Origin of the sequence: Pseudomonas arsenicoxydans (genome assembly GCF_900103875.1) — a bacterium.
GTDB classification, from domain to species: Bacteria; Pseudomonadota; Gammaproteobacteria; order Pseudomonadales; family Pseudomonadaceae; genus Aquipseudomonas; species Aquipseudomonas arsenicoxydans.
The window spans coordinates 1604914-1626034 of sequence record NZ_LT629705.1; the positions used below are offsets into that span (position 1 = coordinate 1604914).

The 21121-nt window shown below is 60.1% G+C and carries 20 protein-coding genes; 12 read left to right on the plus strand and 8 right to left on the minus strand.

Annotation, left to right across the window (positions count from 1 at the left end):
- Positions 1 to 97: 97 nt before the first annotated feature.
- From glyA to fdhA, 7 genes are all read left to right on the plus strand, one after another.
- Entirely contained in the window at positions 98 to 1351 is a 1254-nt protein-coding gene (gene glyA / locus BLQ41_RS07285; RefSeq protein ID WP_090178893.1) for a serine hydroxymethyltransferase, read from the plus strand.
- 23 nt (positions 1352 to 1374) lie between these two features.
- Positions 1375 to 2625 (plus strand): sarcosine oxidase subunit beta, encoded by a 1251-nt coding sequence (locus tag BLQ41_RS07290; protein ID WP_007947735.1) that lies wholly within the window; start codon positions 1375 to 1377, stop codon positions 2623 to 2625.
- A 14-nt stretch (positions 2626 to 2639) separates the two neighbouring features.
- Positions 2640 to 2969, plus strand: a complete 330-nt coding sequence (locus BLQ41_RS07295) for a sarcosine oxidase subunit delta (RefSeq protein ID WP_008147095.1) — start codon at positions 2640 to 2642, stop codon at positions 2967 to 2969.
- Positions 2966 to 5983 (plus strand): sarcosine oxidase subunit alpha, encoded by a 3018-nt coding sequence (locus BLQ41_RS07300; RefSeq protein ID WP_090178896.1) that lies wholly within the window; start codon positions 2966 to 2968, stop codon positions 5981 to 5983. The genes BLQ41_RS07295 and BLQ41_RS07300 overlap by 4 nt, the downstream gene beginning before the upstream one ends.
- Before the next feature lie 130 nt (positions 5984 to 6113).
- A complete protein-coding gene (locus tag BLQ41_RS07305; RefSeq protein ID WP_090178898.1) occupies positions 6114 to 6746 on the plus strand; it encodes a sarcosine oxidase subunit gamma in 633 nt (210 codons plus the stop codon).
- Positions 6747 to 6885: 139 nt separating this feature from the next.
- The gene (gene purU / locus BLQ41_RS07310; protein ID WP_090178902.1) at positions 6886 to 7743 is read left to right on the plus strand and encodes a formyltetrahydrofolate deformylase; all 858 of its coding nucleotides are present in this window, start codon (positions 6886 to 6888) and stop codon (positions 7741 to 7743) included.
- Positions 7744 to 7947: 204 nt separating this feature from the next.
- Positions 7948 to 9147: a formaldehyde dehydrogenase, glutathione-independent gene (fdhA, locus tag BLQ41_RS07315; protein WP_007947729.1), complete on the plus strand. Its 1200-nt coding sequence runs from the start codon at positions 7948 to 7950 to the stop codon at positions 9145 to 9147.
- Between the two features lie 164 nt (positions 9148 to 9311).
- Here fdhA and BLQ41_RS07320 read toward each other — a convergent pair whose 3' ends face one another.
- Genes BLQ41_RS07320 through BLQ41_RS07330 form a run of 3 tightly spaced genes read right to left on the minus strand, consistent with a single transcriptional unit; the run spans position 9312 to position 11265 of the window.
- Positions 9312 to 9986 (minus strand): anti-sigma factor, encoded by a 675-nt coding sequence (locus tag BLQ41_RS07320; RefSeq protein WP_090178905.1) that lies wholly within the window; start codon positions 9984 to 9986, stop codon positions 9312 to 9314.
- Positions 9983 to 10618, minus strand: a complete 636-nt coding sequence (locus BLQ41_RS07325; protein WP_090178911.1) for a sigma-70 family RNA polymerase sigma factor — start codon at positions 10616 to 10618, stop codon at positions 9983 to 9985. Before BLQ41_RS07325 ends, BLQ41_RS07320 begins: the two co-directional genes overlap by 4 nt.
- 53 nt (positions 10619 to 10671) lie before the next feature.
- A complete protein-coding gene (locus tag BLQ41_RS07330) occupies positions 10672 to 11265 on the minus strand; it encodes a fasciclin domain-containing protein (protein WP_090178914.1) in 594 nt (197 codons plus the stop codon).
- Positions 11266 to 11482: 217 nt separating this feature from the next.
- Here BLQ41_RS07330 and BLQ41_RS07335 point away from each other — a divergent pair, with 217 nt between their 5' ends.
- Entirely contained in the window at positions 11483 to 12037 is a 555-nt protein-coding gene (locus tag BLQ41_RS07335; protein WP_090178917.1) for a DUF2780 domain-containing protein, read from the plus strand.
- A gap of 1 nt (position 12038) precedes the next feature.
- Here the strand turns inward: BLQ41_RS07335 and BLQ41_RS07340 are convergent, their stop codons facing one another.
- Positions 12039 to 12926, minus strand: a complete 888-nt coding sequence (locus tag BLQ41_RS07340; protein ID WP_090178920.1) for an acyltransferase — start codon at positions 12924 to 12926, stop codon at positions 12039 to 12041.
- Between the two features lie 191 nt (positions 12927 to 13117).
- Here BLQ41_RS07340 and rloA2 point away from each other — a divergent pair, with 191 nt between their 5' ends.
- The 4 genes from rloA2 (at position 13118) to creD (ending at position 17244) form a co-directional block, all read left to right on the plus strand.
- A complete protein-coding gene (gene rloA2 / locus BLQ41_RS07345; RefSeq protein ID WP_157695002.1) occupies positions 13118 to 13624 on the plus strand; it encodes a retropepsin-like aspartic peptidase RloA2 in 507 nt (168 codons plus the stop codon).
- Positions 13625 to 13683: 59 nt separating this feature from the next.
- Positions 13684 to 14364, plus strand: a complete 681-nt coding sequence (gene creB / locus BLQ41_RS07350) for a two-component system response regulator CreB (protein WP_090178925.1) — start codon at positions 13684 to 13686, stop codon at positions 14362 to 14364.
- Entirely contained in the window at positions 14364 to 15782 is a 1419-nt protein-coding gene (gene creC, locus BLQ41_RS07355) for a two-component system sensor histidine kinase CreC (protein WP_090178928.1), read from the plus strand. Before creB ends, creC begins: the two co-directional genes overlap by 1 nt.
- Positions 15783 to 15873: 91 nt before the next feature.
- Positions 15874 to 17244 carry a cell envelope integrity protein CreD gene (gene creD, locus BLQ41_RS07360; protein WP_090178932.1) on the plus strand — a complete coding sequence of 457 codons (1371 nt, stop codon included), beginning with the start codon at positions 15874 to 15876 and terminating at the stop codon, positions 17242 to 17244.
- Between the two features lie 210 nt (positions 17245 to 17454).
- On the opposite strand, the gene BLQ41_RS07370 is transcribed toward creD, so the two are convergent.
- The 4 genes from BLQ41_RS07370 to BLQ41_RS07385 all read right to left on the minus strand — a co-directional run bounded on the left by BLQ41_RS07370 (position 17455) and on the right by BLQ41_RS07385 (position 21097).
- Positions 17455 to 18084, minus strand: a complete 630-nt coding sequence (locus tag BLQ41_RS07370; RefSeq protein ID WP_090178937.1) for a glutathione S-transferase — start codon at positions 18082 to 18084, stop codon at positions 17455 to 17457.
- A gap of 122 nt (positions 18085 to 18206) precedes the next feature.
- Positions 18207 to 19502 carry an MFS transporter gene (locus BLQ41_RS07375; protein ID WP_090178940.1) on the minus strand — a complete coding sequence of 432 codons (1296 nt, stop codon included), beginning with the start codon at positions 19500 to 19502 and terminating at the stop codon, positions 18207 to 18209.
- A 288-nt stretch (positions 19503 to 19790) separates the two neighbouring features.
- A complete protein-coding gene (locus BLQ41_RS07380) occupies positions 19791 to 19970 on the minus strand; it encodes a hypothetical protein (protein ID WP_090178942.1) in 180 nt (59 codons plus the stop codon).
- The gene (locus BLQ41_RS07385; RefSeq protein ID WP_090178945.1) at positions 19967 to 21097 is read right to left on the minus strand and encodes a PepSY-associated TM helix domain-containing protein; all 1131 of its coding nucleotides are present in this window, start codon (positions 21095 to 21097) and stop codon (positions 19967 to 19969) included. Before BLQ41_RS07385 ends, BLQ41_RS07380 begins: the two co-directional genes overlap by 4 nt.
- Positions 21098 to 21121: the final 24 nt, after the last annotated feature.

Here is a 21121-nt window from a genome sequence, read left to right on the forward strand (position 1 = left end):
GTCTGCGCCGGTCATACCATCGCATTCAAAGGGCACTGTCGAAACACCAGTGCCTTACCGAGACGAATGGCGCATAGATGCCGCTGGGAGAGACGCGATGTTCAGCAAGCAAGACCAGATCCAGGGTTACGACGATGCACTGCTGGCGGCGATGAATGCCGAGGAGCAACGCCAGGAAGATCACATCGAGCTGATCGCGTCAGAGAACTACACCAGCAAACGCGTTATGGAAGCGCAAGGCAGTGGCCTGACCAACAAATACGCCGAAGGTTATCCGGGCAAGCGCTACTACGGTGGCTGCGAGCACGTCGACAAGGTTGAAGCCCTGGCCATCGAACGCGCCAAGCAACTGTTCGGCGCCGACTACGCCAACGTGCAGCCGCACTCTGGTTCCTCGGCTAACAGCGCTGTTTATCTGGCTCTGATCCAGCCGGGCGATACCATCCTCGGCATGAGCCTGGCCCACGGTGGTCACCTGACCCACGGCGCCAAAGTGTCGTCCTCGGGCAAGCTGTACAACGCCGTGCAGTACGGCATCGACACCAAGACCGGGCTGATCGATTACGACGAAGTCGAGCGCCTGGCGGTCGAATGCAAGCCGAAGATGATCGTTGCCGGCTTCTCTGCTTACTCCAAGACCCTCGACTTCCCGCGTTTCCGTCAGATCGCCGATAAGGTCGGTGCACTGCTGTTCGTCGACATGGCTCACGTCGCCGGTCTGGTTGCTGCTGGCCTGTACCCGAACCCGCTGCCGTACGCCGATGTGGTCACCACCACTACCCACAAGACCCTGCGCGGTCCACGTGGCGGCCTGATCCTGTGCAAGTCCAACGAAGAAATCGAGAAAAAGCTCAACGCCGCCGTATTCCCGGGTGCCCAGGGCGGCCCGCTGATGCATGTCATCGCCGGTAAAGCGGTGTGCTTCAAGGAAGCGCTGGAGCCGAGCTTCAAGGCTTACCAGCAACAAGTCATCGACAACGCCCAGGCCATGGCCAGCGTGTTTATGAAACGCGGCTACGATGTAGTGTCCGGCGGCACCGATAACCACCTGTTCCTGGTCAGCCTGATTCGTCAGGGCCTCACCGGCAAAGAGGCGGATGCAGCACTCGGTCGCGCCCACATCACTGTGAACAAAAACGCTGTCCCGAACGATCCACAGTCACCGTTCGTGACCTCCGGCCTGCGTATCGGCACCCCGGCTGTGACCACTCGCGGCTTCAAGGTGACCCAGTGCGTTCAACTGGCCGGCTGGATCTGCGACATCCTCGACAACCTCGGCGACGCCGACGTGGAAGCGAATGTCGCGCAGCAAGTGTCGGCCCTGTGCGCGGACTTCCCGGTTTATCGCTGAGCGCGGTTTTGGAGTAAATGACTATGCAACGCTACTCGGGCTTCGGCCTCTTCAAACACTCCCTCAGCCATCACGAAAACTGGCAGAAGATGTGGCGCACGCCGACCCCTAAAAAGGTCTATGACGTGGTCATCGTCGGCGGTGGCGGGCATGGTCTGGCGACCGCCTACTACCTGGCCAAGGAACACGGCATCACCAACGTGGCCGTGGTCGAGAAAGGCTGGCTGGGCGGCGGTAACACCGCGCGCAACACCACTATCGTTCGCTCCAACTACCTGTGGGACGAGTCGGCGCACCTGTACGAACACGCGATGAAACTGTGGGAAGGCCTGTCCCAGGACCTGAACTACAACGTGATGTTCTCCCAGCGTGGCGTTTACAACCTGTGCCACACCCTGCAGGACATTCGTGATTCCGAGCGTCGGGTCAGCGCCAACCGCCTCAACGGCGTTGACGGTGAACTGCTCGATGCCAAGCAAGTGGCCGACGAGATTCCGTACCTCGACTGCTCCAAGAACACCCGCTACCCGGTGATGGGCGCAACCGTCCAGCGTCGCGGCGGCGTGGCCCGTCACGATGCCGTGGCGTGGGGCTTTGCCCGTGCCGCCGACGCCTTGGGCGTGGACCTGATCCAGCAGACCGAAGTGATCGGTTTCCGCAAGGAAAACGGCGTGTGCATCGGCGTTGAAACCAACAAGGGCTTCATCGGCGCCAAACGCGTCGGTGTAGTCACCGCCGGTAACTCCGGGCACATGGCCAAACTCGCCGGTTTCCGCCTGCCGATCGAATCCCATCCGCTGCAAGCGCTGGTGTCCGAGCCGATCAAGCCGATTATCGACAGCGTGATCATGTCCAACGCCGTACACGGTTACATCAGCCAGTCCGACAAGGGCGACCTGGTGATCGGTGCCGGTATCGACGGCTACAACGGCTACGGCCAGCGTGGTTCGTACCCGGTCATCGAGCACACCATCCAGGCCATCGTCGAGATGTTCCCGGTATTGTCCCGCGTACGCATGAACCGTCAGTGGGGCGGCATCGTCGACACCACGCCGGATGCCTGCCCGATCATTTCGAAAACCCCGGTCCCGAACATGTTCTTCAACTGCGGTTGGGGCACCGGTGGCTTCAAGGCAACACCTGGCTCGGGCAACGTATTTGCCGCGAGTCTGGCCAAGGGTGAAATGCACCCATTGGCTGCACCTTTCTCCATCGACCGTTTCCACAACGGTGCGTTGATCGATGAACACGGCGCTGCTGCGGTTGCCCACTAACAGGAGAAATCCCCATGTTGCATATCTTCTGTCCTCACTGCGGCGAACTGCGCTCCGAAGAGGAATTCCACGCATCCGGCCAGGCGCACATCCCGCGTCCACTGGATCCGACCAACTGCACCGACGAGGAGTGGGGCGACTACATGTTCTTCCGCGACAACCCTCGTGGTCTGCACCACGAACTGTGGGATCACGTCGCCGGTTGCCGTCAGTACTTCAACGCCACCCGTGACACCGTGACCTACGAGATTCTGGAAACTTACAAAATCGGCACCAAGCCACAGTTCACCGACAAGACCGATAGCCCGAAAGCGGCCGCCACGGCTCTGGGAGAGAAGGTATGAGCCAGATCAATCGCCTGTCCAATGGCGGACGGATCGACCGCAACAAAGTGCTGAGCTTCACCTTCAACGGCCAGGTCTACAAAGGCTTTGAAGGCGACTCGCTGGCCGCTGCACTGCTGGCCAACGGCGTCGACATCATCGGTCGCAGCTTCAAGTACTCCCGTCCGCGCGGCATCTTCGCTGCGGGCGCCGAAGAGCCGAACGCCGTGCTGCAGATCGGCGCGACTGAAGCCACACAGATTCCTAACGTGCGTGCCACGCAACAAGCGCTGTATCAAGGCCTGGTCGCCACCAGCACCAACGGCTGGCCGAGCGTGAACAACGACATGATGGGGATTCTCGGCAAGGTCGGCGGCAAGCTGATGCCGCCGGGCTTCTACTACAAAACTTTCATGTACCCGCAATCGTTCTGGATGACTTACGAGAAGTACATTCGTAAGGCCGCAGGTCTGGGTCGCTCGCCGACCGAGAACGATCCGGACACCTACGACTACATGAACCATCACTGCGACGTGCTGATCGTCGGCGCTGGCCCTGCTGGCCTGGCTGCCGCGTTGGCAGCTGCTCGCAGCGGTGCGCGCGTGATCCTGGCTGATGAACAGGAAGAGTTCGGCGGCAGCTTGCTCGATACCCGCGAAAGCCTCGACGGCAAGCCGGCTACCGAGTGGGTCGCCAGCGTCATCGCCGAGCTGAAGGACACCCCGGACGTGCTGCTGTTGCCGCGCGCCACGGTCAACGGTTACCACGACCACAACTTCCTGACCATTCACGAGCGCCTGACCGATCACCTCGGCGACCGCGCACCGATCGGCCAGGTGCGTCAGCGCATCCACCGTGTTCGCGCCAAACGCGTGGTGCTGGCGACCGGCGCTCACGAGCGTCCACTGGTCTACGGCAACAACGACGTGCCGGGCAACATGCTCGCCGGCGCTGTGTCGACTTACGTACGTCGTTACGGCGTGGCTCCAGGCAAGAAACTGGTGCTGTCGACCAACAACGATCACGCCTATCGCGTGGCCCTGGATTGGCTCGACGCCAGCTTGCAAGTCGTGGCCATCGCCGATGCGCGCAGCAACCCGCGCGGTGCGCTGGTTGAAGAAGCGCGCGCCAAAGGCATCCGCATCCTGACCGGCAGCGCCGTGATCGAGACCCGCGGCAGCAAGCACGTGACCGCCGCTCGCGTTGCGGCCATTGATGTCAAAGGACACAAAGTCACCAGCCCCGGCGAATGGCTCGATTGCGACCTGGTGGCCAGCTCCGGCGGCTACAGCCCGGTGGTTCACCTGGCTTCGCACTTGGGTGGCAAACCGATCTGGCGTGAAGACATCCTCGGTTTCGTACCGGGTGAAGCACCACAGAAACGCGTGTGCGTCGGTGGCATCAACGGCGTCTATGGCCTCGGAGATTCCCTGGCCGATGGTTTTGAAGGCGGCGCTCGCGCAGCCAGCGAAGCCGGTTTCAGTGTGGTCGAAGGCACCTTGCCCAAAGCCCTGAGCCGTCTGGAAGAGCCAACCCTGGCGCTGTTCCAGGTGCCGCACGAAAAGAACACCGCACGTGCGCCGAAGCAATTCGTCGACCTGCAAAACGACGTCACCGCCGCCGCCATCGAACTGGCGACCCGCGAAGGCTTCGAGTCGGTCGAGCACGTTAAACGCTATACCGCACTGGGCTTCGGCACTGACCAGGGCAAACTCGGCAACGTCAACGGCCTGGCCATCGCCGCCCGTTCGTTGAACGTGACCATCCCGCAGATGGGCACCACCATGTTCCGTCCGAACTACACGCCGGTAACTTTCGGTGCTGTGGCCGGCCGTCACTGTGGGCACATTTTCGAACCTGTCCGTCACACCGCGCTGCATCACTGGCACGTGAAGAACGGCGCCGAATTCGAAGACGTCGGTCAATGGAAACGTCCTTGGTACTTCCCGAAAAACGGTGAAGACATTCATGCAGCCGTAAAACGCGAATGCAAAGCCGTGCGCGACAGCGTCGGCCTGCTGGACGCTTCGACCCTGGGCAAGATCGACATCCAGGGCCCGGACACCCGCGAGTTCCTCAACCGCATCTACACCAACGCCTGGACCAAGCTCGATGTGGGCAAGGCGCGTTACGGCCTGATGTGTAAAGAAGACGGCATGGTGTTCGACGACGGCGTGACTGCATGCCTGGCCGACAACCATTTCGTGATGACTACCACCACCGGCGGCGCTGCACGCGTGCTGCAATGGCTGGAAATCTACCACCAGACCGAATGGCCGGACCTGAAGGTGTACTTCACTTCCGTGACGGATCACTGGGCAACCATGACCCTGTCCGGGCCGAACAGCCGCAAGCTGCTCAGCGAAGTGACCGACGCCGATCTGAGCAACGAAGCCTTCCCGTTCATGACCTGGAAAGAAGCTCTGGTCGGCGGTGTGCCGGCGCGGATTTTCCGGATTTCGTTTACCGGTGAGCTGTCGTACGAAGTCAACGTGCAGGCCGACTACGCCATGGGCGTGCTCGAGAAAATCGCCGAGGCTGGCAAGAAGTACAACCTGACCCCGTACGGCACAGAGACGATGCACATTCTGCGGGCCGAGAAGGGCTTCATCATCGTCGGTCAGGACACTGACGGCTCGATGACTCCGGACGACCTGAACATGGGCTGGTGTGTCGGTCGCACCAAACCGTTCTCGTGGATCGGCCAGCGCGGCATGAACCGTGAAGACTGTGTGCGTGATCAGCGCAAACAACTGGTAGGCCTCAAGCCGATCGATCCGACCAAATGGCTGCCGGAAGGTGCGCAACTGGTGTTCAACACCAAGCAGGCGATCCCGATGACCATGGTCGGTCACGTCACCTCCAGCTACTTGCACAACTCCCTCGGCTATTCGTTTGCGATGGGTGTGGTCAAGGGCGGCTTGAAGCGCATCGGTGAGCGTGTGTTCGCACCGCTGGCCGACGGCAGCGTGATCGAGGCGGAAATCGTTTCTTCGGTGTTCTTCGATCCAAAAGGCGATCGCCAGAACGTGTAACACCACAGTACCTGTGGGAGCGTGGCTTGCCCGCGATGAACGATAACGCGGTGCTTCAGGCAGAACGCGTCGCTCCCATCGCGGGCAAGCCCGCTCCCACAGGGCACACGAATTCAGGAACAGGTGCTTTATGACCGCAGCCAATGTTTACCAACAACGCCCAACCAACGGGGCCAAGGCCGAGTCGTCGCTGCATCACGCAGGCCTGCAAAGCCTGGTGGGCAAGGGCCGCAAGAACGCCGGCGTGATCGTGCGTGAGAAAAAACTCCTCGGCCACCTGACCATTCGTGGCGATGGCCACGATGCGGCTTTCGCTGCCGGCGTGCACAAAGCCCTCGGCATCGAACTGCCAGCTGCGCTGACCGTCGTCGTCAAAGGCGAAACCAGCCTGCAATGGATGGGGCCGGATGAATGGCTGCTGATCGTGCCGACCGGCGAAGAGTTCGCCGCCGAGCAAAAACTGCGTGAAGCGCTGGGTGACCTGCACATCGCAATCACCAACGTCAGCGGTGGCCAGCAGGTTCTCGAACTGAGCGGCCCGAAAGTGCGCCAGGTGCTGATGAAGTCCACCAGCTACGACGTACACCCCAACAACTTCCCGGTCGGCAAGGCTGTGGGCACCGTGTTTGCCAAGTCGCAACTGGTGATCCGCCATACCGCCGAAGACACCTGGGAACTGCTGATTCGTCGCAGTTTCTCGGACTACTGGTGGTTGTGGTTGCAGGATGCTGCCGCCGAGTACGGGTTGAGCGTTCAGGCTTGAGATCGCCTTCGCGGGTAAGCCTCGCTCCTACAGGTCCGCGTCGTACGGATTATTCGCGAACGACACAAAACTGTAGGAGCGAGGCTTGCCCGCGAACAACCGCGCAGCGGTTGCCCACAACAACAGGAGTCACCGCACTATGAGCCGCGCCCCAGACACATGGATTCTGACCGCCGACTGCCCAAGCGTGCTCGGCACCGTGGACGCGGTGACCCGCTTTCTGTTCGAGCAGGGCTGCTACGTCACCGAGCACCACTCCTTTGACGACCGGCTCTCGGGCCGTTTCTTCATTCGCGTGGAATTCCGCCAGCCCGACGGCTTTGATGAACAGGCATTTCGTGTCGGCCTGGAAGAACGTGGCAAAGCCTTCGGCATGGTCTTCGAACTGACCCCGCCGAACTACCGGCCAAAAGTGGTGATCATGGTCTCCAAGGCTGATCACTGCCTCAACGACTTGCTCTACCGCCAGCGCATCGGCCAGTTGTCGATGGACGTGGCCGCCGTGGTCTCCAACCACCCCGACCTCAAGCCGCTGGCCGACTGGCACCAGATTCCGTATTACCACTTCCCCCTGGACCCGAACGACAAGCCGTCGCAAGAGCGCCAGGTGTGGCAGGTCATCGAAGAGTCCGGCGCGGAACTGGTGATCCTTGCCCGCTACATGCAAGTGCTGTCGCCCGAGCTGTGCCGCAAACTCGACGGCAAGGCGATCAACATTCACCACTCCCTGTTGCCCGGTTTCAAAGGTGCCAAGCCTTATCACCAGGCTTATAACAAGGGCGTGAAGCTGGTCGGTGCCACCGCGCACTACATCAATAACGACCTGGACGAAGGCCCGATCATCGCCCAGGGCGTAGAGGCCGTGGACCACAGTAATTACCCGGAAGATCTGATCGCCAAGGGGCGGGATATCGAAGGGCTGACCCTGGCACGGGCCGTTGGGTATCACATTGAGCGAAGGGTGTTCCTCAACGCCAATCGCACCGTCGTTCTTTAGATCGCTATCGCGGGCAAGCCCGCTCCCACAGGGTTCTTTGTCGTTTACAGACCTTGTGTTCACCCCGTCCACTGTGGGAGCGGGCTTGCCCGCGATGAGGTCCTAAAGGACAACGCAAGACACAGGCAACAAACCAGAGCAATCAACGCGCCGCCGTTTCATGGCGACGCGACCGCTACATAAAAACAACAGCGAGGTGAAAGCATGTCTGGCAATCGTGGTGTGGTGTATCTCGGCAATGGCAAAGTCGAAATACAGAAAATCGACTATCCAAAAATGCAGGACCCGCGCGGCAGGAAGATCAACCATGCTGTCATCCTGCGTGTGGTTTCCACCAACATCTGTGGTTCCGATCAGCACATGGTGCGCGGTCGTACCACCGCTCAAACCGGCCTGGTACTCGGTCATGAAATCACCGGTGAAGTGATCGAGAAGGGCAGCGACGTCGAGAACCTGCAGATCGGCGACCTGGTTTCCGTACCATTCAACGTTGCTTGCGGGCGCTGCCGTTCCTGCAAGGAAATGCATACCGGTGTTTGCCTCAGCGTTAACCCGGCGCGTCCGGGCGGTGCCTACGGTTATGTCGACATGGGCGACTGGACCGGCGGCCAGGCGGAGTACGCGATGGTGCCGTACGCCGACTTCAACCTGCTGAAACTGCCGGATCGCGATCGCGCGATGGAAAAAATCCGCGACCTGACCTGCCTCTCCGACATCCTGCCAACCGGTTACCACGGTGCCGTGACGGCCGGCGTTGGCCCAGGCAGCACGGTGTACATCGCCGGTGCCGGTCCGGTCGGTCTGGCAGCTGCCGCTTCCGCACGCCTGCTGGGCGCGGCGGTAGTGATCATCGGTGACGTCAACACCGTTCGCCTGGCACACGCCAAGGCGCAGGGTTTCGAAATCGCTGACCTGTCCCTGGACACCCCGCTGCACGAACAGATCGCTGCACTGTTGGGCGAGCCTGAAGTGGATTGCGCCGTCGACGCCGTAGGCTTCGAAGCGCGCGGCCACGGCCATGACGGTGTGAAACACGAGGCTCCGGCCACCGTGCTCAACTCGCTGATGGGCGTGGTGCGGGTTGCCGGCAAAATCGGTATCCCGGGCCTGTACGTGACCGAAGATCCAGGTGCTGTGGATGCCGCCGCGAAAATGGGCAGCCTGAGCATTCGCTTCGGCCTGGGCTGGGCTAAATCCCACAGCTTCCACACCGGCCAGACGCCTGTGATGAAGTACAACCGTCAGCTGATGCAGGCGATCATGTGGGACCGCATTCACATCGCCGACATCGTTGGCGTGGAAGTCATCAGCCTGGATGACGCGCCACGTGGTTACGGTGAGTTCGATGCGGGCGTGCCGAAGAAGTTTGTGATCGATCCACACAAACTGTTCAGCGCGGCGTAAGGCTTCACGCAAAACAAAACGGCGACCTTCGGGTCGCCGTTTTTTTGTTCGATGATGATCGTTCTCACGCTCTGCGTGGTAACGCCTCCTGTGACGCTCTGCGTCACGATTTGGGACGCAGAGCGTCCCGGGCTGCATTCCCACGCAGAGCGTGGGAACGATCATTAGAGGACCACCAACGCTCCTTGATATAGAACGGGCCCCGTCGGTTGCCCCGTCGGCGAACCACCCTTCGGCTCAAGACTCACCGCCAACGTAATCGGTTTGGCGATCAACGCTTTCTGCGCATCGTTCAGCGCTACGCGACCTTTGCCGTCAGCCGGAATCACACCGAGGGAAATTGGTTTTCCATCCGCTGGAATCGCCCACAACTCCAGGCTTTGGCTCGGATCAACCGCTGCCAATGTCAAAGGCTCGACCTTCAGATAATCCGCATGTGATTCCACTTTCAGTGCGGGCTGTGCGTCGGCTGTCAGCAACGTGGCGCTGTAACGCGCGCTGTCACGGTTATAGATCACGCCCAGCGTCACGGCGATCACCAGCGAGCAAACCGCGGCGGTCACTCGCAACCAGTTCCAGAACGGACGCTTCTCTGGCACATGAAGCACCTGCGGTTCGATTCGCGCGGTGATGCCTTTCCATACCCGATCTGGCACCGGCTGTTCGGGCAAAGCTTCGGTCAGACTGGCGAGGCTTTCCTGCCATTGCGCTAATTCAGCTCGAAGCGCTGCGTCTTCCAGCAGCAATTGTTCAAAACGCCGACGAGCGGAAGAGGGCATCAAGCCAATGGCGTAATCGGCAGCGAGGGCGCGTCGCAGGGTCGGGGTTTGATAGTTCATGATTCAAGGCACCTGCGCAGTCGCTCCATACCGCGGCGGATCCAGGATTTCACCGAGCCCAGCGGCGCGGCCAGGTGTTCGGCGAGTTCAGAGCAGGACAACCCCTGAAAGTAAGCCACGGTGATCGATTGACGCTGCATGCCTTCGAGGCTTTCCAGGCAGCGGTTCAAGGCATTGGCCTCACGGGCACGACTTAGCTGTTCGTGGGCCGATGGGCTTTCATCCACCAGCGCTTGCTCTTCGAGATCGCTCAATGGCCGGTCACGATGTTTACGTAACTGGTCGATGGCCTGGTTGCGGGTGATGTTGATCATCCAGGTCAACGGCGCGGACAGGTGCGCCTCATAGCGTGAGGCATTGTTCCAGATGCGCACAAAGCTTTCCTGCAGCACTTCTTCGGCCAGGTCCGCACGCCCCATGAAACGCAGGGCAACACCATGCAAACGCGGGCCGACGCTACGGTACAGCGTCTCGAACGCGCGGCGGTCGCCCAGTGAACATTGGGCCAGGAGTTGCCTGAGTTGATCGATGTCGGCGGTGGAAATAGTGGTTCTCCGGGTAATCGGCGTGGACTGCGCGTGGTTCTTGTTGCAGGCAGAGGTTAGTTGACGGCGCGCGCTTGTTCCATTCACGGCAGACACCTCGGGAAATCGCCGGCCCTGATGTTCAGAGCCGGCGGTACGGCTCAGCTTTTTGGCATCAGCACTTTGTCGATGACCTGAATCACGCCGTTGGACTGATACACGTCATAGGTGGTGATGTCGGCGACGTCACCTTTTTCATCCTTGATGGTGATGTTGTGCGGACCGTTCATCATCGCCCACAGTTTGCCGCCCGCGACAGTAGTCAGCTCGGCTTTGCCGCCACCGGCCTTGATCTTCTCGGCGAGGGTCATCATGTCGAGTTTTCCGGCGACGACGTGATAGGTGAGAACGTGAGTCAGAGTCGCTTTGTTGGCGGGCTTGAGCAGGGTGTCGACTGTGCCGGCAGGAAGCGCTGCGAAAGCCGAGTTGACCGGTGCAAACACGGTGAACGGGCCTTTGCCCTTGAGGGTATCGACCAGGCCTGCGGCTTTTACGGCGGCCACCAGCGTGGTGTGGTCGGCGGAGTTGACGGCATTATCGATGATGTCCTTGCTTGGCATCATGCTTTGGCCACCGACGACGACCGCGTCGCGGCTCATGTCTGCCGCTTGCACGGTGTTCAGGGCGAGTGCGCCGCCAAGGGTGAAGGTCAGCAGGCTGGCAATCAGAGGCATTTTGATCGAAGTGCGTTTCATGGTGATGATCCTTTGTGGGGAGAATCGGCCAGGAGTGTCTGTCCGTGCTAGATATACGTGGGCAGGGCCAAACTGGATGCAGCGACAAAACATTCTTTTTTGACACTTCGTCAGAGGCTCGCCAGGACTGGGAACGATCCCCCGGGAGGCCAGTCCAACACACAGTTTTTCGCCGCCCGTTTGCCGGGCGGTTTTCATGGCGCAAGAGGATGTCTGGATGAAGATTTCACGCGGTTTTGCATTGGTTTCGCTGATGACTCTGGCCGCCAGCCCGGTCTTCGCTCAGTTCAACCTTAATGATGCGGCCAATGCCATTTCCGGCATGAAGGGCGATAACAGCGCCGCAGCCGCCGCGCCGACTTCAGAAACGGCCGGTCTGCTGAGCGCGCTGAGCCAATTGAATGTCACGCCACAACAAGCCGTTGGCGGCACCGGGGCGATGCTGGGGCTGGCCAAGAATCAACTGAGCTCGACCGATTATTCGGAACTGGCCAAAAGCGTTCCGGGGATCGACAAGTTGTCCGGCGGCGGTGAGCTGGGTGCGCTGGCGGGTCTGTTTGGGTCTTCCGGCAAGGCGGCCGGTCTGGACAACGCCTTGGGTGCCGTGAAGAACACCAATGATCTGAACAACGCTTTCAGCGCATTGGGGATGGACAGCGGCATGATCGGCCAGTTTGCCCCGGTGCTGCTGCAATACTTCGGTCAGCAAGGCGTCGGCGGTTCGCTGCTGAACAGTCTGGGCGGGATCTGGGGCGCTGGCTCCGGCACTTGATCTAGCGGTTCTCGGCGCGCAACGCGCTGATGCGCCGATCCTTTTCGATCCAGAGGTGGTTGACCCAGTTCTGGATCGTTTCGCGAAACACCGGGTCGTTCTCGTAATCGCCCTGCCACAGTTCAGGGTCGAGTTCGCGGGTCTTGATGTCGATGATGACCCGCGGCACGTTGCCACTGATCAGGTCCCAGAATCCCGGAATCTTCTGCTGCGGATACACCACCGTCACATCAAGAATGGCGTCCAGCTGTTCGCCCATCGCTGCCAGCACAAACGCCACACCGCCCGCCTTGGGCTTGAGCAAATGCGTGAACGGTGATTGCTGCTGGGTGCTTTTCGCTGCGGTATAGCGGGTGCCTTCCAGATAATTGACCACCGTCACTGGCTGGCGCTTGTACAGCTCGCAGGCTTGTTTGGTGATCTCCAGGTCCTTGCCGGCCAGCTCCGGGTTTTTTGCCAGAAACGCCTTGGTGTAGCGCTTCATGAACGGATAATCCAGCGCCCACCATGCCAGGCCCAGGAACGGCACCCAGATCAGCTCTTTCTTGAGGAAGAACTTGAAGAACGGCGTGCGCCGGTTGAGCGTCTGGATCAGCGCCGGGATATCGACCCAGGATTGATGGTTGCTGATCACCAGATACGACGTGTCGCGGCGCAGTTCATTGCCACCCCTGATGTCCCATTGGGTGGGGATGCACAGGCGGAAGATCAGCTTGTCGATTTCGGCCCAGGTCTCGGCGATCCACATCACCGCCCATGAGGCATAGTCGCGAAAGCGCCCGGGCAGGATCAGTTTGAGCAATGCGAACATCATCAGCGGCCCGAACAGGACCAGGGTGTTGAGCAACAGCAGAAAGGTGACGAAACAGCCGGTGAGCAGGCGGCGCATAAGAGACTCTTGTAAGCATTTGGGCGCGCCATGATATGCAGCTTCGGGCGAGAGGCCAAATCGGCGGTGACGAATGTTTCACCTTTGGACCTTTAGTCTCGCTACACAAATCATTCCCCGCAGTGCGTGGGAACGATCTATCCGATAAAGGTCTAAAATCCCGCTGCCCACTCCTTATGGATGCCCATCACGTGAAATCCCTCCTAGCATTGCTTTCCCTCGTGGCCCTGCCGGTCCTGGCCGCTGAGCCGACTTTGTACGGGCGCTACGAATACATTGCGCTGCCGGAAATCGGTGGCCAGGTCCTCAAGGCCAAGATGGACACCGGCGCCCTGACCGCCTCGCTGTCGGCCAAGGACATCGAAACCTTCACTCGCGACGGCGAAGAGTGGGTGCGTTTTCGGCTCGCCACCAAAGACGCGAGCAACAAGGTCTACGAGCACAAGATCGCGCGGATCAGCAAGATCAAGACCCGCTCGGAAGAAGAAGACGATGACGCGAACGTGAGCGCCCCGACCAAGCGTCCAGTGGTCGATCTGGAACTGTGCCTGGGCAACGTCAAGCGCACCGTCGAGGTCAACCTCACCGACCGCAGCAGCTTCAATTATCCGTTGTTGATCGGTGCCAAGGCGTTGCGTGAATTTGGCGCGGCGGTGAATCCGGCACGACGTTTCACGGCTGACAAACCCGACTGCTGATTGACGGCGAATCAGCCTTGGGGCACCGTTCGCCCACTTAACTGCCGGGCTCGGACGCCATGCCTCATATCCTGATTGTCGAAGACGAAGCGGCGATTGCCGACACCTTGATTTTCGCCTTGCAGGGCGAGGGGTTCACCACAACCTGGCTGAGCCTGGGCGCGGCGGCGCTGGAGCATCAGCGCCAGGCCCCGGCCGACCTGATCATTCTCGACATTGGCCTGCCGGACATCAGCGGTTTTGAAACCTGCAAGCAATTGCGGCGTTTCAGCGATGTGCCGGTGATTTTCCTCAGTGCCCGCGATGCGGAAATCGACCGCGTGGTGGGCCTGGAGATCGGCGCTGACGATTATGTGGTCAAGCCGTTCAGCCCTCGGGAAGTCGCCGCACGGGTCCGAGCGATTCTCAAGCGCATGGTCCCGCGAGGGGTGGTCGAAGTCGCCTCGGCGTTGTTTCGTATCGACAGCGAACGTGTGCAAATCAGCTATCGCAGTCAGCCCTTGAGCCTGACCCGCCATGAATTCCGTCTGCTGCAATGCTTGCTGGAACAACCCGAACGGGTCTTCAGTCGTGAGCAATTGCTCGACGCGCTGGGTGTGGCCGCCGATGCCGGTTACGAGCGCAGCATCGACAGCCACATCAAAAGCGTGCGCGCCAAATTGCGTCTGGTGAAGGCCGACGCCGAACCGATCCAGACCCATCGTGGTCTCGGTTACAGCTACAGTCCGGGGCACAGCTGATGCCATTGGGGATCCGCATTTTCCTGGTCTATGTGCTGTTCATCGGTCTGACCGGTTACTTCGTGCTCAACACAGTGATGGAAGAAATCCGCCCTGGTGTGCGTCAATCCACCGAAGAAACTCTGGTGGATACGGCCAACCTGATGGCCGAGATCCTGCGCGATGACTTCAAGGCCGGCACCCTCAACCAAAATCGCTGGCCCGAATTGCTCAAGGCCTACGGCGAGCGACAGCCAAAGGCGAGCATCTGGGGCTTGCCGAAGAATCAGGTGAACCACCGCATCTACGTCACCGATGCCAAAGGCATCGTCGTGCTGGATTCCAGCGGTGCTGCGGTGGGGCAGGATTACTCGCGCTGGAACGACGTCTACCTGACGTTGCGCGGTGAATACGGCGCGCGTTCCACGCGCAGCGATCCGAACGATGCGACCTCCTCGGTGATGCACGTCGGTGCGCCGATTCGCGACAACGGCCAGATCATCGGCGTGGTCACCGTGGCCAAACCCAACAGCTCATTGCAGCCTTACGTGGATCGCACCGAGCGAAGATTGCTGGCGTATGGCGCCGGGTTGATTGGCCTTGGTTTGTTGTTTGGTGCGCTGCTGTCGTGGTGGTTGAGCGCAGCGTTGCGACGCCTGACCGCCTATGCGCAAGCGGTGAGTGAAGGGCGGCGGGTTGAGGTTCCGCACTATCGCGGCGGTGAGCTGGAGCAACTGGCGACGGCGTTGGAGCGGATGCGTACGCAGCTTGAAGGCAAGGCTTACGTCGAGCGTTACGTGCACACACTGACCCATGAATTGAAAAGCCCGCTGGCGGCCATTCGTGGTGCTGCGGAGTTACTTCAGGACGACATGCCGTTGGCTCAGCGGCAGCGGTTTGTCAGCAACATCGACAGCGAAAGCGTGCGGATGCAGCAGTTGATCGAGCGACTGCTGAACCTGGCTCAGGTTGAGCAACGCCAGGGGCTGGAGGAGCGAGTCGCGGTGCCATTGGCAGCCTTGGTGGAGCAATTGTTGAGTGCTCAGGCGGCGCGGATCGAGGGCAAACATTTGCGCGTGGATCAGCGGGTTGCGCCGGACCTTGAACTGGTCGGTGAGCCGTTTTTGTTGCGCCAGGCATTGGGGAATCTGCTGGAGAATGCATTGGATTTCACACCGACTCAGGGTGTGCTGCGATTCAGCGCTGAGCGTGTCGGAGAGCAGATCGAGTTCAGGCTGTTCAACCAGGCCGAGACGATTCCCGACTATGCGTTGCCGCGATTGACCGAGCGCTTCTATTCCCTGCCGCGCCCGGACAGTGGGCGCAAGAGCACCGGATTAGGTCTCAATTTTGTCGAGGAAGTGGTCAAGCTACACGGTGGGTCGATGAGCATCGGCAATGTCGACGGTGGTGTCGAAGTCAGGTTGCGCCTGGCTTAGGACCGCGAGTCTCCACATAATCTCCACATTCCCCACATAAACCCCCCACACAGCCATTCCAGACTCTCCCTATCCAAACAGGGAGAGTCCCATGAACCGCAGCCTGACCATAAAACTCGGGGCGATTGCCCTTCTGATTCTGTTATTGCTGATCCCGCTATTGATGATCAACGGCATCATCCAGGACCGTCAGCAACTGCGCGACGGTGTGCTCGAAGACATCGCCCGCAGCTCCAGCTACAGCCAGCAATTGAGCGGGCCGTTGATGGTGGTGCCCTACCGCAAAGTGGTGCGCACCTGGAAACTCAACGAGAAAACCAATGAGCGTTACCAGGAAGTCGGTGAAGAACGCGGTCGCTTGTATTTCCTCCCGGAACACTTCGAACTCGACGGCCAGGTACAGACCGAATTGCGCTCGCGAGGCATTTATGAAGCGCGACTGTTCCACGCCGACAATCGCATCAGCGGGCATTTCTCGGTCCCGGCACAACTGGGCATCAAGGAAGATTTCGTCGATTATCAGTTCGATCAGCCATTTCTGGCCGTTGGTATCAGCGACATTCGCGGTATCGAAAACGCCCTGAAACTGGAACTCAATGACCAGCGCCTGGACTTTGTTCCTGGCACTCAGGTGGGTTGGTTAGGCGAAGGTGTACACGTGACGTTGCCGGCGCTGGATGTGAGGCAAGCCACGGAGCTGAGCTTTGCTTTCGACCTGCGCCTGCAAGGCACCGGTCAGTTGCAAATCCTCCCGGTGGGCAAGACCAGCAAGGTGTCGCTGAGCGCAAATTGGCCGCATCCGAGCTTCATCGGCAACTACTTGCCGGCCCAGCGTGAAGTCACCGATCAAGGCTTCACCGCCCACTGGCAGACCTCGTTTTTCTCCACCAACCTGCAAGAAGCGCTGAGCAGTTGTGTGTCCGGTGGTACGTGTGAGGCGTACAACGCACGCAGCTTTGGCGTGAGTTTCATCGACCCGGTGGACCAGTACTTGAAGAGTGATCGGGCGATCAAATATGCGCTGCTATTCATCGTGCTGACCTTCGCTGGATTCTTCCTGTTCGAAGTGCTCAAAAGCCTGGCGGTGCACCCGGTGCAGTACGCGTTGGTCGGCGTGGCGCTGGCATTCTTCTACCTGCTGTTGCTGTCGCTGTCCGAGCACATCGGGTTTGCCCTGGCGTACCTGTTGTCGGCCAGCGGTTGTGTGTTGCTGATCGGCTTCTATGTCTGCCATGTGCTGCGCAGCGTGCGCCACGGCTTGAGTTTTTCGGCGGGTCTGGCGGCGTTGTATGGCTTGCTTTACGGCCTGCTGAGTGCGGAGGATTACGCGCTGCTGATGGGCTCGTTGCTGCTGTTCGGATTGCTCGGCGTGTTCATGGTGCTGACCCGCAAGCTGGACTGGTATGGGATCGGGCAGAAGCCGGCCAAGCCGCTGGAATTTGATATCGGGGCGGTGGAATGAGCCGGTCGTTGGGATTGCGTGAAGATCAGCGGGAAGGGGAAGTGTTGGCGACGCTGATTGCGGTGTTGTTTCCGGTGGATCCGGTGGGGCTTCATCGCGGGCAAGCCCGCTCCCACAAGGATCTTTGTCGTTGCACAAATAGAGTTAACAACACAAAACCATTGTGGGAGCGGGCTTGCCCGCGATGAAGCCGGGACAGCCGGCGAAGCTCTATACCTTCGGCATCGTCGCCAACATTGAAGGCCGCTGACTCACCTCAAAATACCAGGCCGCCAGTTGCGGATTCGTCTCGCGCCACGCCAGGTCCGGGTGGCGCAAGTCGAGGTAACCCAATGCACACGCCACGCTGATCGCCGCCACATCGAAATGGCTGGTCAGTTCGGCAATCGCGTCTTTCTCCAGCAGGGCCAGGGCGCGGCGGATCTTGTTGCGCTGGCCATCGAGCCACTCATCCCAGTGTTTCTCGGGCGGGCGCAGGGCGACTTCGTAACGAACTATCACCGAAGCGTCCATGATCCCGTCGGCCAGGGAGGCCAGGGTCAGGCGCCGCCAGCGGGCCGATCCGTCGCGGGGAATCAGCGGATTGCCGACGTGTTGGTGATCGAGGTAGTCGAGGATGACCCGGCTGTCATGGATGACGTTGCCGTCGGCCAGGCGCAGGGCCGGAATCTTGCCCAGCGGGTTGTCTTCATTGAGGGCCGGGTCCGGGTTCACAGGTGTCAGCACGCAGTCTTGCAACGCCACGCGATCGGTCTGACCGGTTTCGTGCAGCAGCACCATAACTTTGCGAACGAAGGGCGATAAAGCGTTGTGGAACAGGGTCATGCTGGGGGCGGACATGGCAGCATCTCGGTGTGGGGCAGTGCCGGGCAGCATAGCGCGTTAAAGCGATAGCTCAAGATGAGCAACGAACGCAAATCCCCCTGTGGGAGCGAGCTTGCTCGCTCCCACACAGGTTTACTTCAGGTTGCCGGTTGCAATTGCGCCTGCGGACCCGGAGCAGCTTGCTGTGGCTTCAGTTCACGGGCGACGGTCCAGACGATGAAAGCGGCCACGATGTCGAAAATCGCCAGCACCACGAACAGTGGGCTGTAACCGATCTTGGTCACCATCACGCCGAACACCATGGTGAAGGCCGCGGCGCCCAGGTAGCCGAACATCCCGCCCATGCCGGTGGCGGTGGCCACTTCATTCTTGCCGAACGAGTCGGAGGTGATCGCATACAGCGCGCCGGACAATGTCTGGTGAGCGAAGCCGCCGACGCACAGCAGCGCGATCGCGGTGTAGGGGCTGGCCACCAGGCCGATGCAGGCCGGGCCGATCATGCACGAGGCACCGAACAGCAGGACCATTTTGCGCGAGGTGAACAACGACACTTTGCAGTGCTTGTGGAACAACGGGCTCAGGTAACCGCCCAGGACGCAGCCAAGGTCGGCGGCCAGAAACGGCAGCCAGGCGAACATCGCGATCTCTTTGATGTTCATGTGGCGTTCGGTCATCAGGTACAGCGGGATCCAGGCGTTGAACGTCTGCCAGGCGGGCTCGGAGAGCATCCGCGCACTGGCGATGGCGTAGAAGTTGCGGCTGCCGATGATCTTCTTCCAGCTGCCCTTTTTCGTGGTCGGGTCTTTGAAGTGATCTTCCTGGCCACTGAGGATGTAATCGCGTTCTTCATCGCTCAGGCGTTTTTGATCGCGTGGATGTTTGTAGAGGATCAGCCAGAGGAAGCTCCAGACAATGCCCAGGCCCCCGACGATCAGGAATGCCAGTTCCCAGCCACTGTGCAGAATCGCCCAGACCACCAGCGGCGGCGCCAGCAGTGCGCCGATCGAGGAGCCGATGTTGAACCAGCCAATCGCAACCGAACGCTCCTTGGCCGGAAACCATTCGGTCGAGGCTTTGACCGCAGCCGGCAAACCGGCCGCTTCCGTCAGGCCCAACAGGCCCCGGACGAACGCCAGCCCTTGCCAACCTGAGGCCATTGCCGCTGCCGCACAGGCAATCGACCAGGCGAAGGCGAAGATCGCAAAGCCCATTTTGGTGCCGATGGCATCGATGATGTAGCCCGCCACCGGTTGCATCAGCGCGTAGCAAACCTGCCATGCAACCACGATGTGCGAGTACTGCTCGGTGGAGATGTTCATTTCGCTCATCAGGGTCGGAGCGGCCACTGAGAGGGTATTGCGAGCCAGGTAGTTGACCATCAGGCCGGCTGTCACCAGGCCGACCATCCACCAGCGGATGCCTTTGACTTTCATTGCTTCACCATGATTATTTTTGGATTTTGGTGTTAAACAAGATTTGTTGTAGGTTGTCGTACAACATGCGCCTTTATAGAAGTGCAAGGGCGAAACTGTCAATAAATATGTCAGGAAATTTGCAGGTTGAGGCGACGGGCGGAAGAGGGCGTCATCGTATGACTACCTGGACGTAGGAGCTGTCGAGTGAAACGAGGCTGCGATCTTTTGACTTTGATTTTTTAAAAACAAGATAAAAAGATCGCAGCCTCGTTTCACTCGACAGCTCCTACAGAGGGGAAGTGGCGATCAGCGGCGTTGCAGCAGACCGCGTAGGGCGAGGGCAGCGGGGACGCCCAGGCCAAGCCAGCTCAAGGCGTCCCACACGCCATCACCCAGCAGCGCGGCGAATAACCCCGCGGCGCTGAGCAGGGCGATGACGGTGGGCGTGGCAAACACCTTCCAGAAGTTCGACTGCCTTGGTCTCATGCCTGAGCCTTCGCGTGTTTCACCACCGGTTTCGCCGCCTTGCGCCGCACCACCCACAGATAAACCCCGCTGCCCAGGACAATGATGGTCAGCACATCCAGGGTCGCCCAGAGGATTTTCATCGGCATGCCGCCGTAATCGCCGAAGTGCAGCGGTTGCGACATGCCCATGGCGTCCATGTACCACGGTCGTTCGGCCACTGCTGTGACTTGCAGCGTGCTGGCGTCGATCAGCACCGGGGTCAGCAGGTGCGACGTCAGGTGCGTGCTGCCTTTCATGAACACCGCGTAATGGTGCTCGCTGGAAAATCGGGTGCCGGGGAAAGCGATGAAGTCAGGTGTCATGCCCGGTGCGACTTCCCTGGCGATGTCGAGCAAACGGGTTGCGGGCGCCAACTGCGTCAGCGGCGGTGCGTCACTGTACGGCGCGACCATCGCGCTCAGGCTGTCGTTGCGCCAGGCGGCGATCAGCAGGTCAGCGCACGCACTGATCACCCCTGTCACACCCACGACCAATGCCCACGTCAGGGTGACCACGCCGATCAGATTATGCAGGTCGAGCCAGCGCAGGCGAGTCGACTTGTCCTGGCGCACAGTGGCGAACTTCAAGCGGCGCATGAACGGCAGGTACAGCACCGTTCCGGAAATAATGGCCGCGACAAACATCAATCCCATGAACGCCAGCAGCAACTTGCCCGGGAGCCCGGCAAACATGTCCACGTGCAGGCGCAGCATCACCATCATGAAACCGCCGTTGGCCGACGGCATCTCCAGCGCTTCACCGGTACGGGCGTCGAGCATGAAGGTGTGCGACGAATTCGGCTCGGTGCCGGCGGTGGCCGCCATGATGGTGATTGCAGCGTTGGGCTCGTCTTCGTCAAAGCCGAAATATTGCAGGACATCGCCAGGGCGATGTTTTTCAGCCGCCTGCACCAACTGCTGCAAATTCAGCTGCGGCGTGTCTGCCGGCATCTGCTTCAATTCCGCAGCATCGCCCAGCAGGTGGTCGATCTCATGATGAAAGATCAACGGCAGGCCGGTCAGCGCCAGCATCAGCAGAAATACCGTGCAGATCAGACTGGTCCAGGTGTGGACGCAGGACCAACGGCGAATCGTTTTGCTTTTCATCTCATAGCCTTCAGAAATACCAAA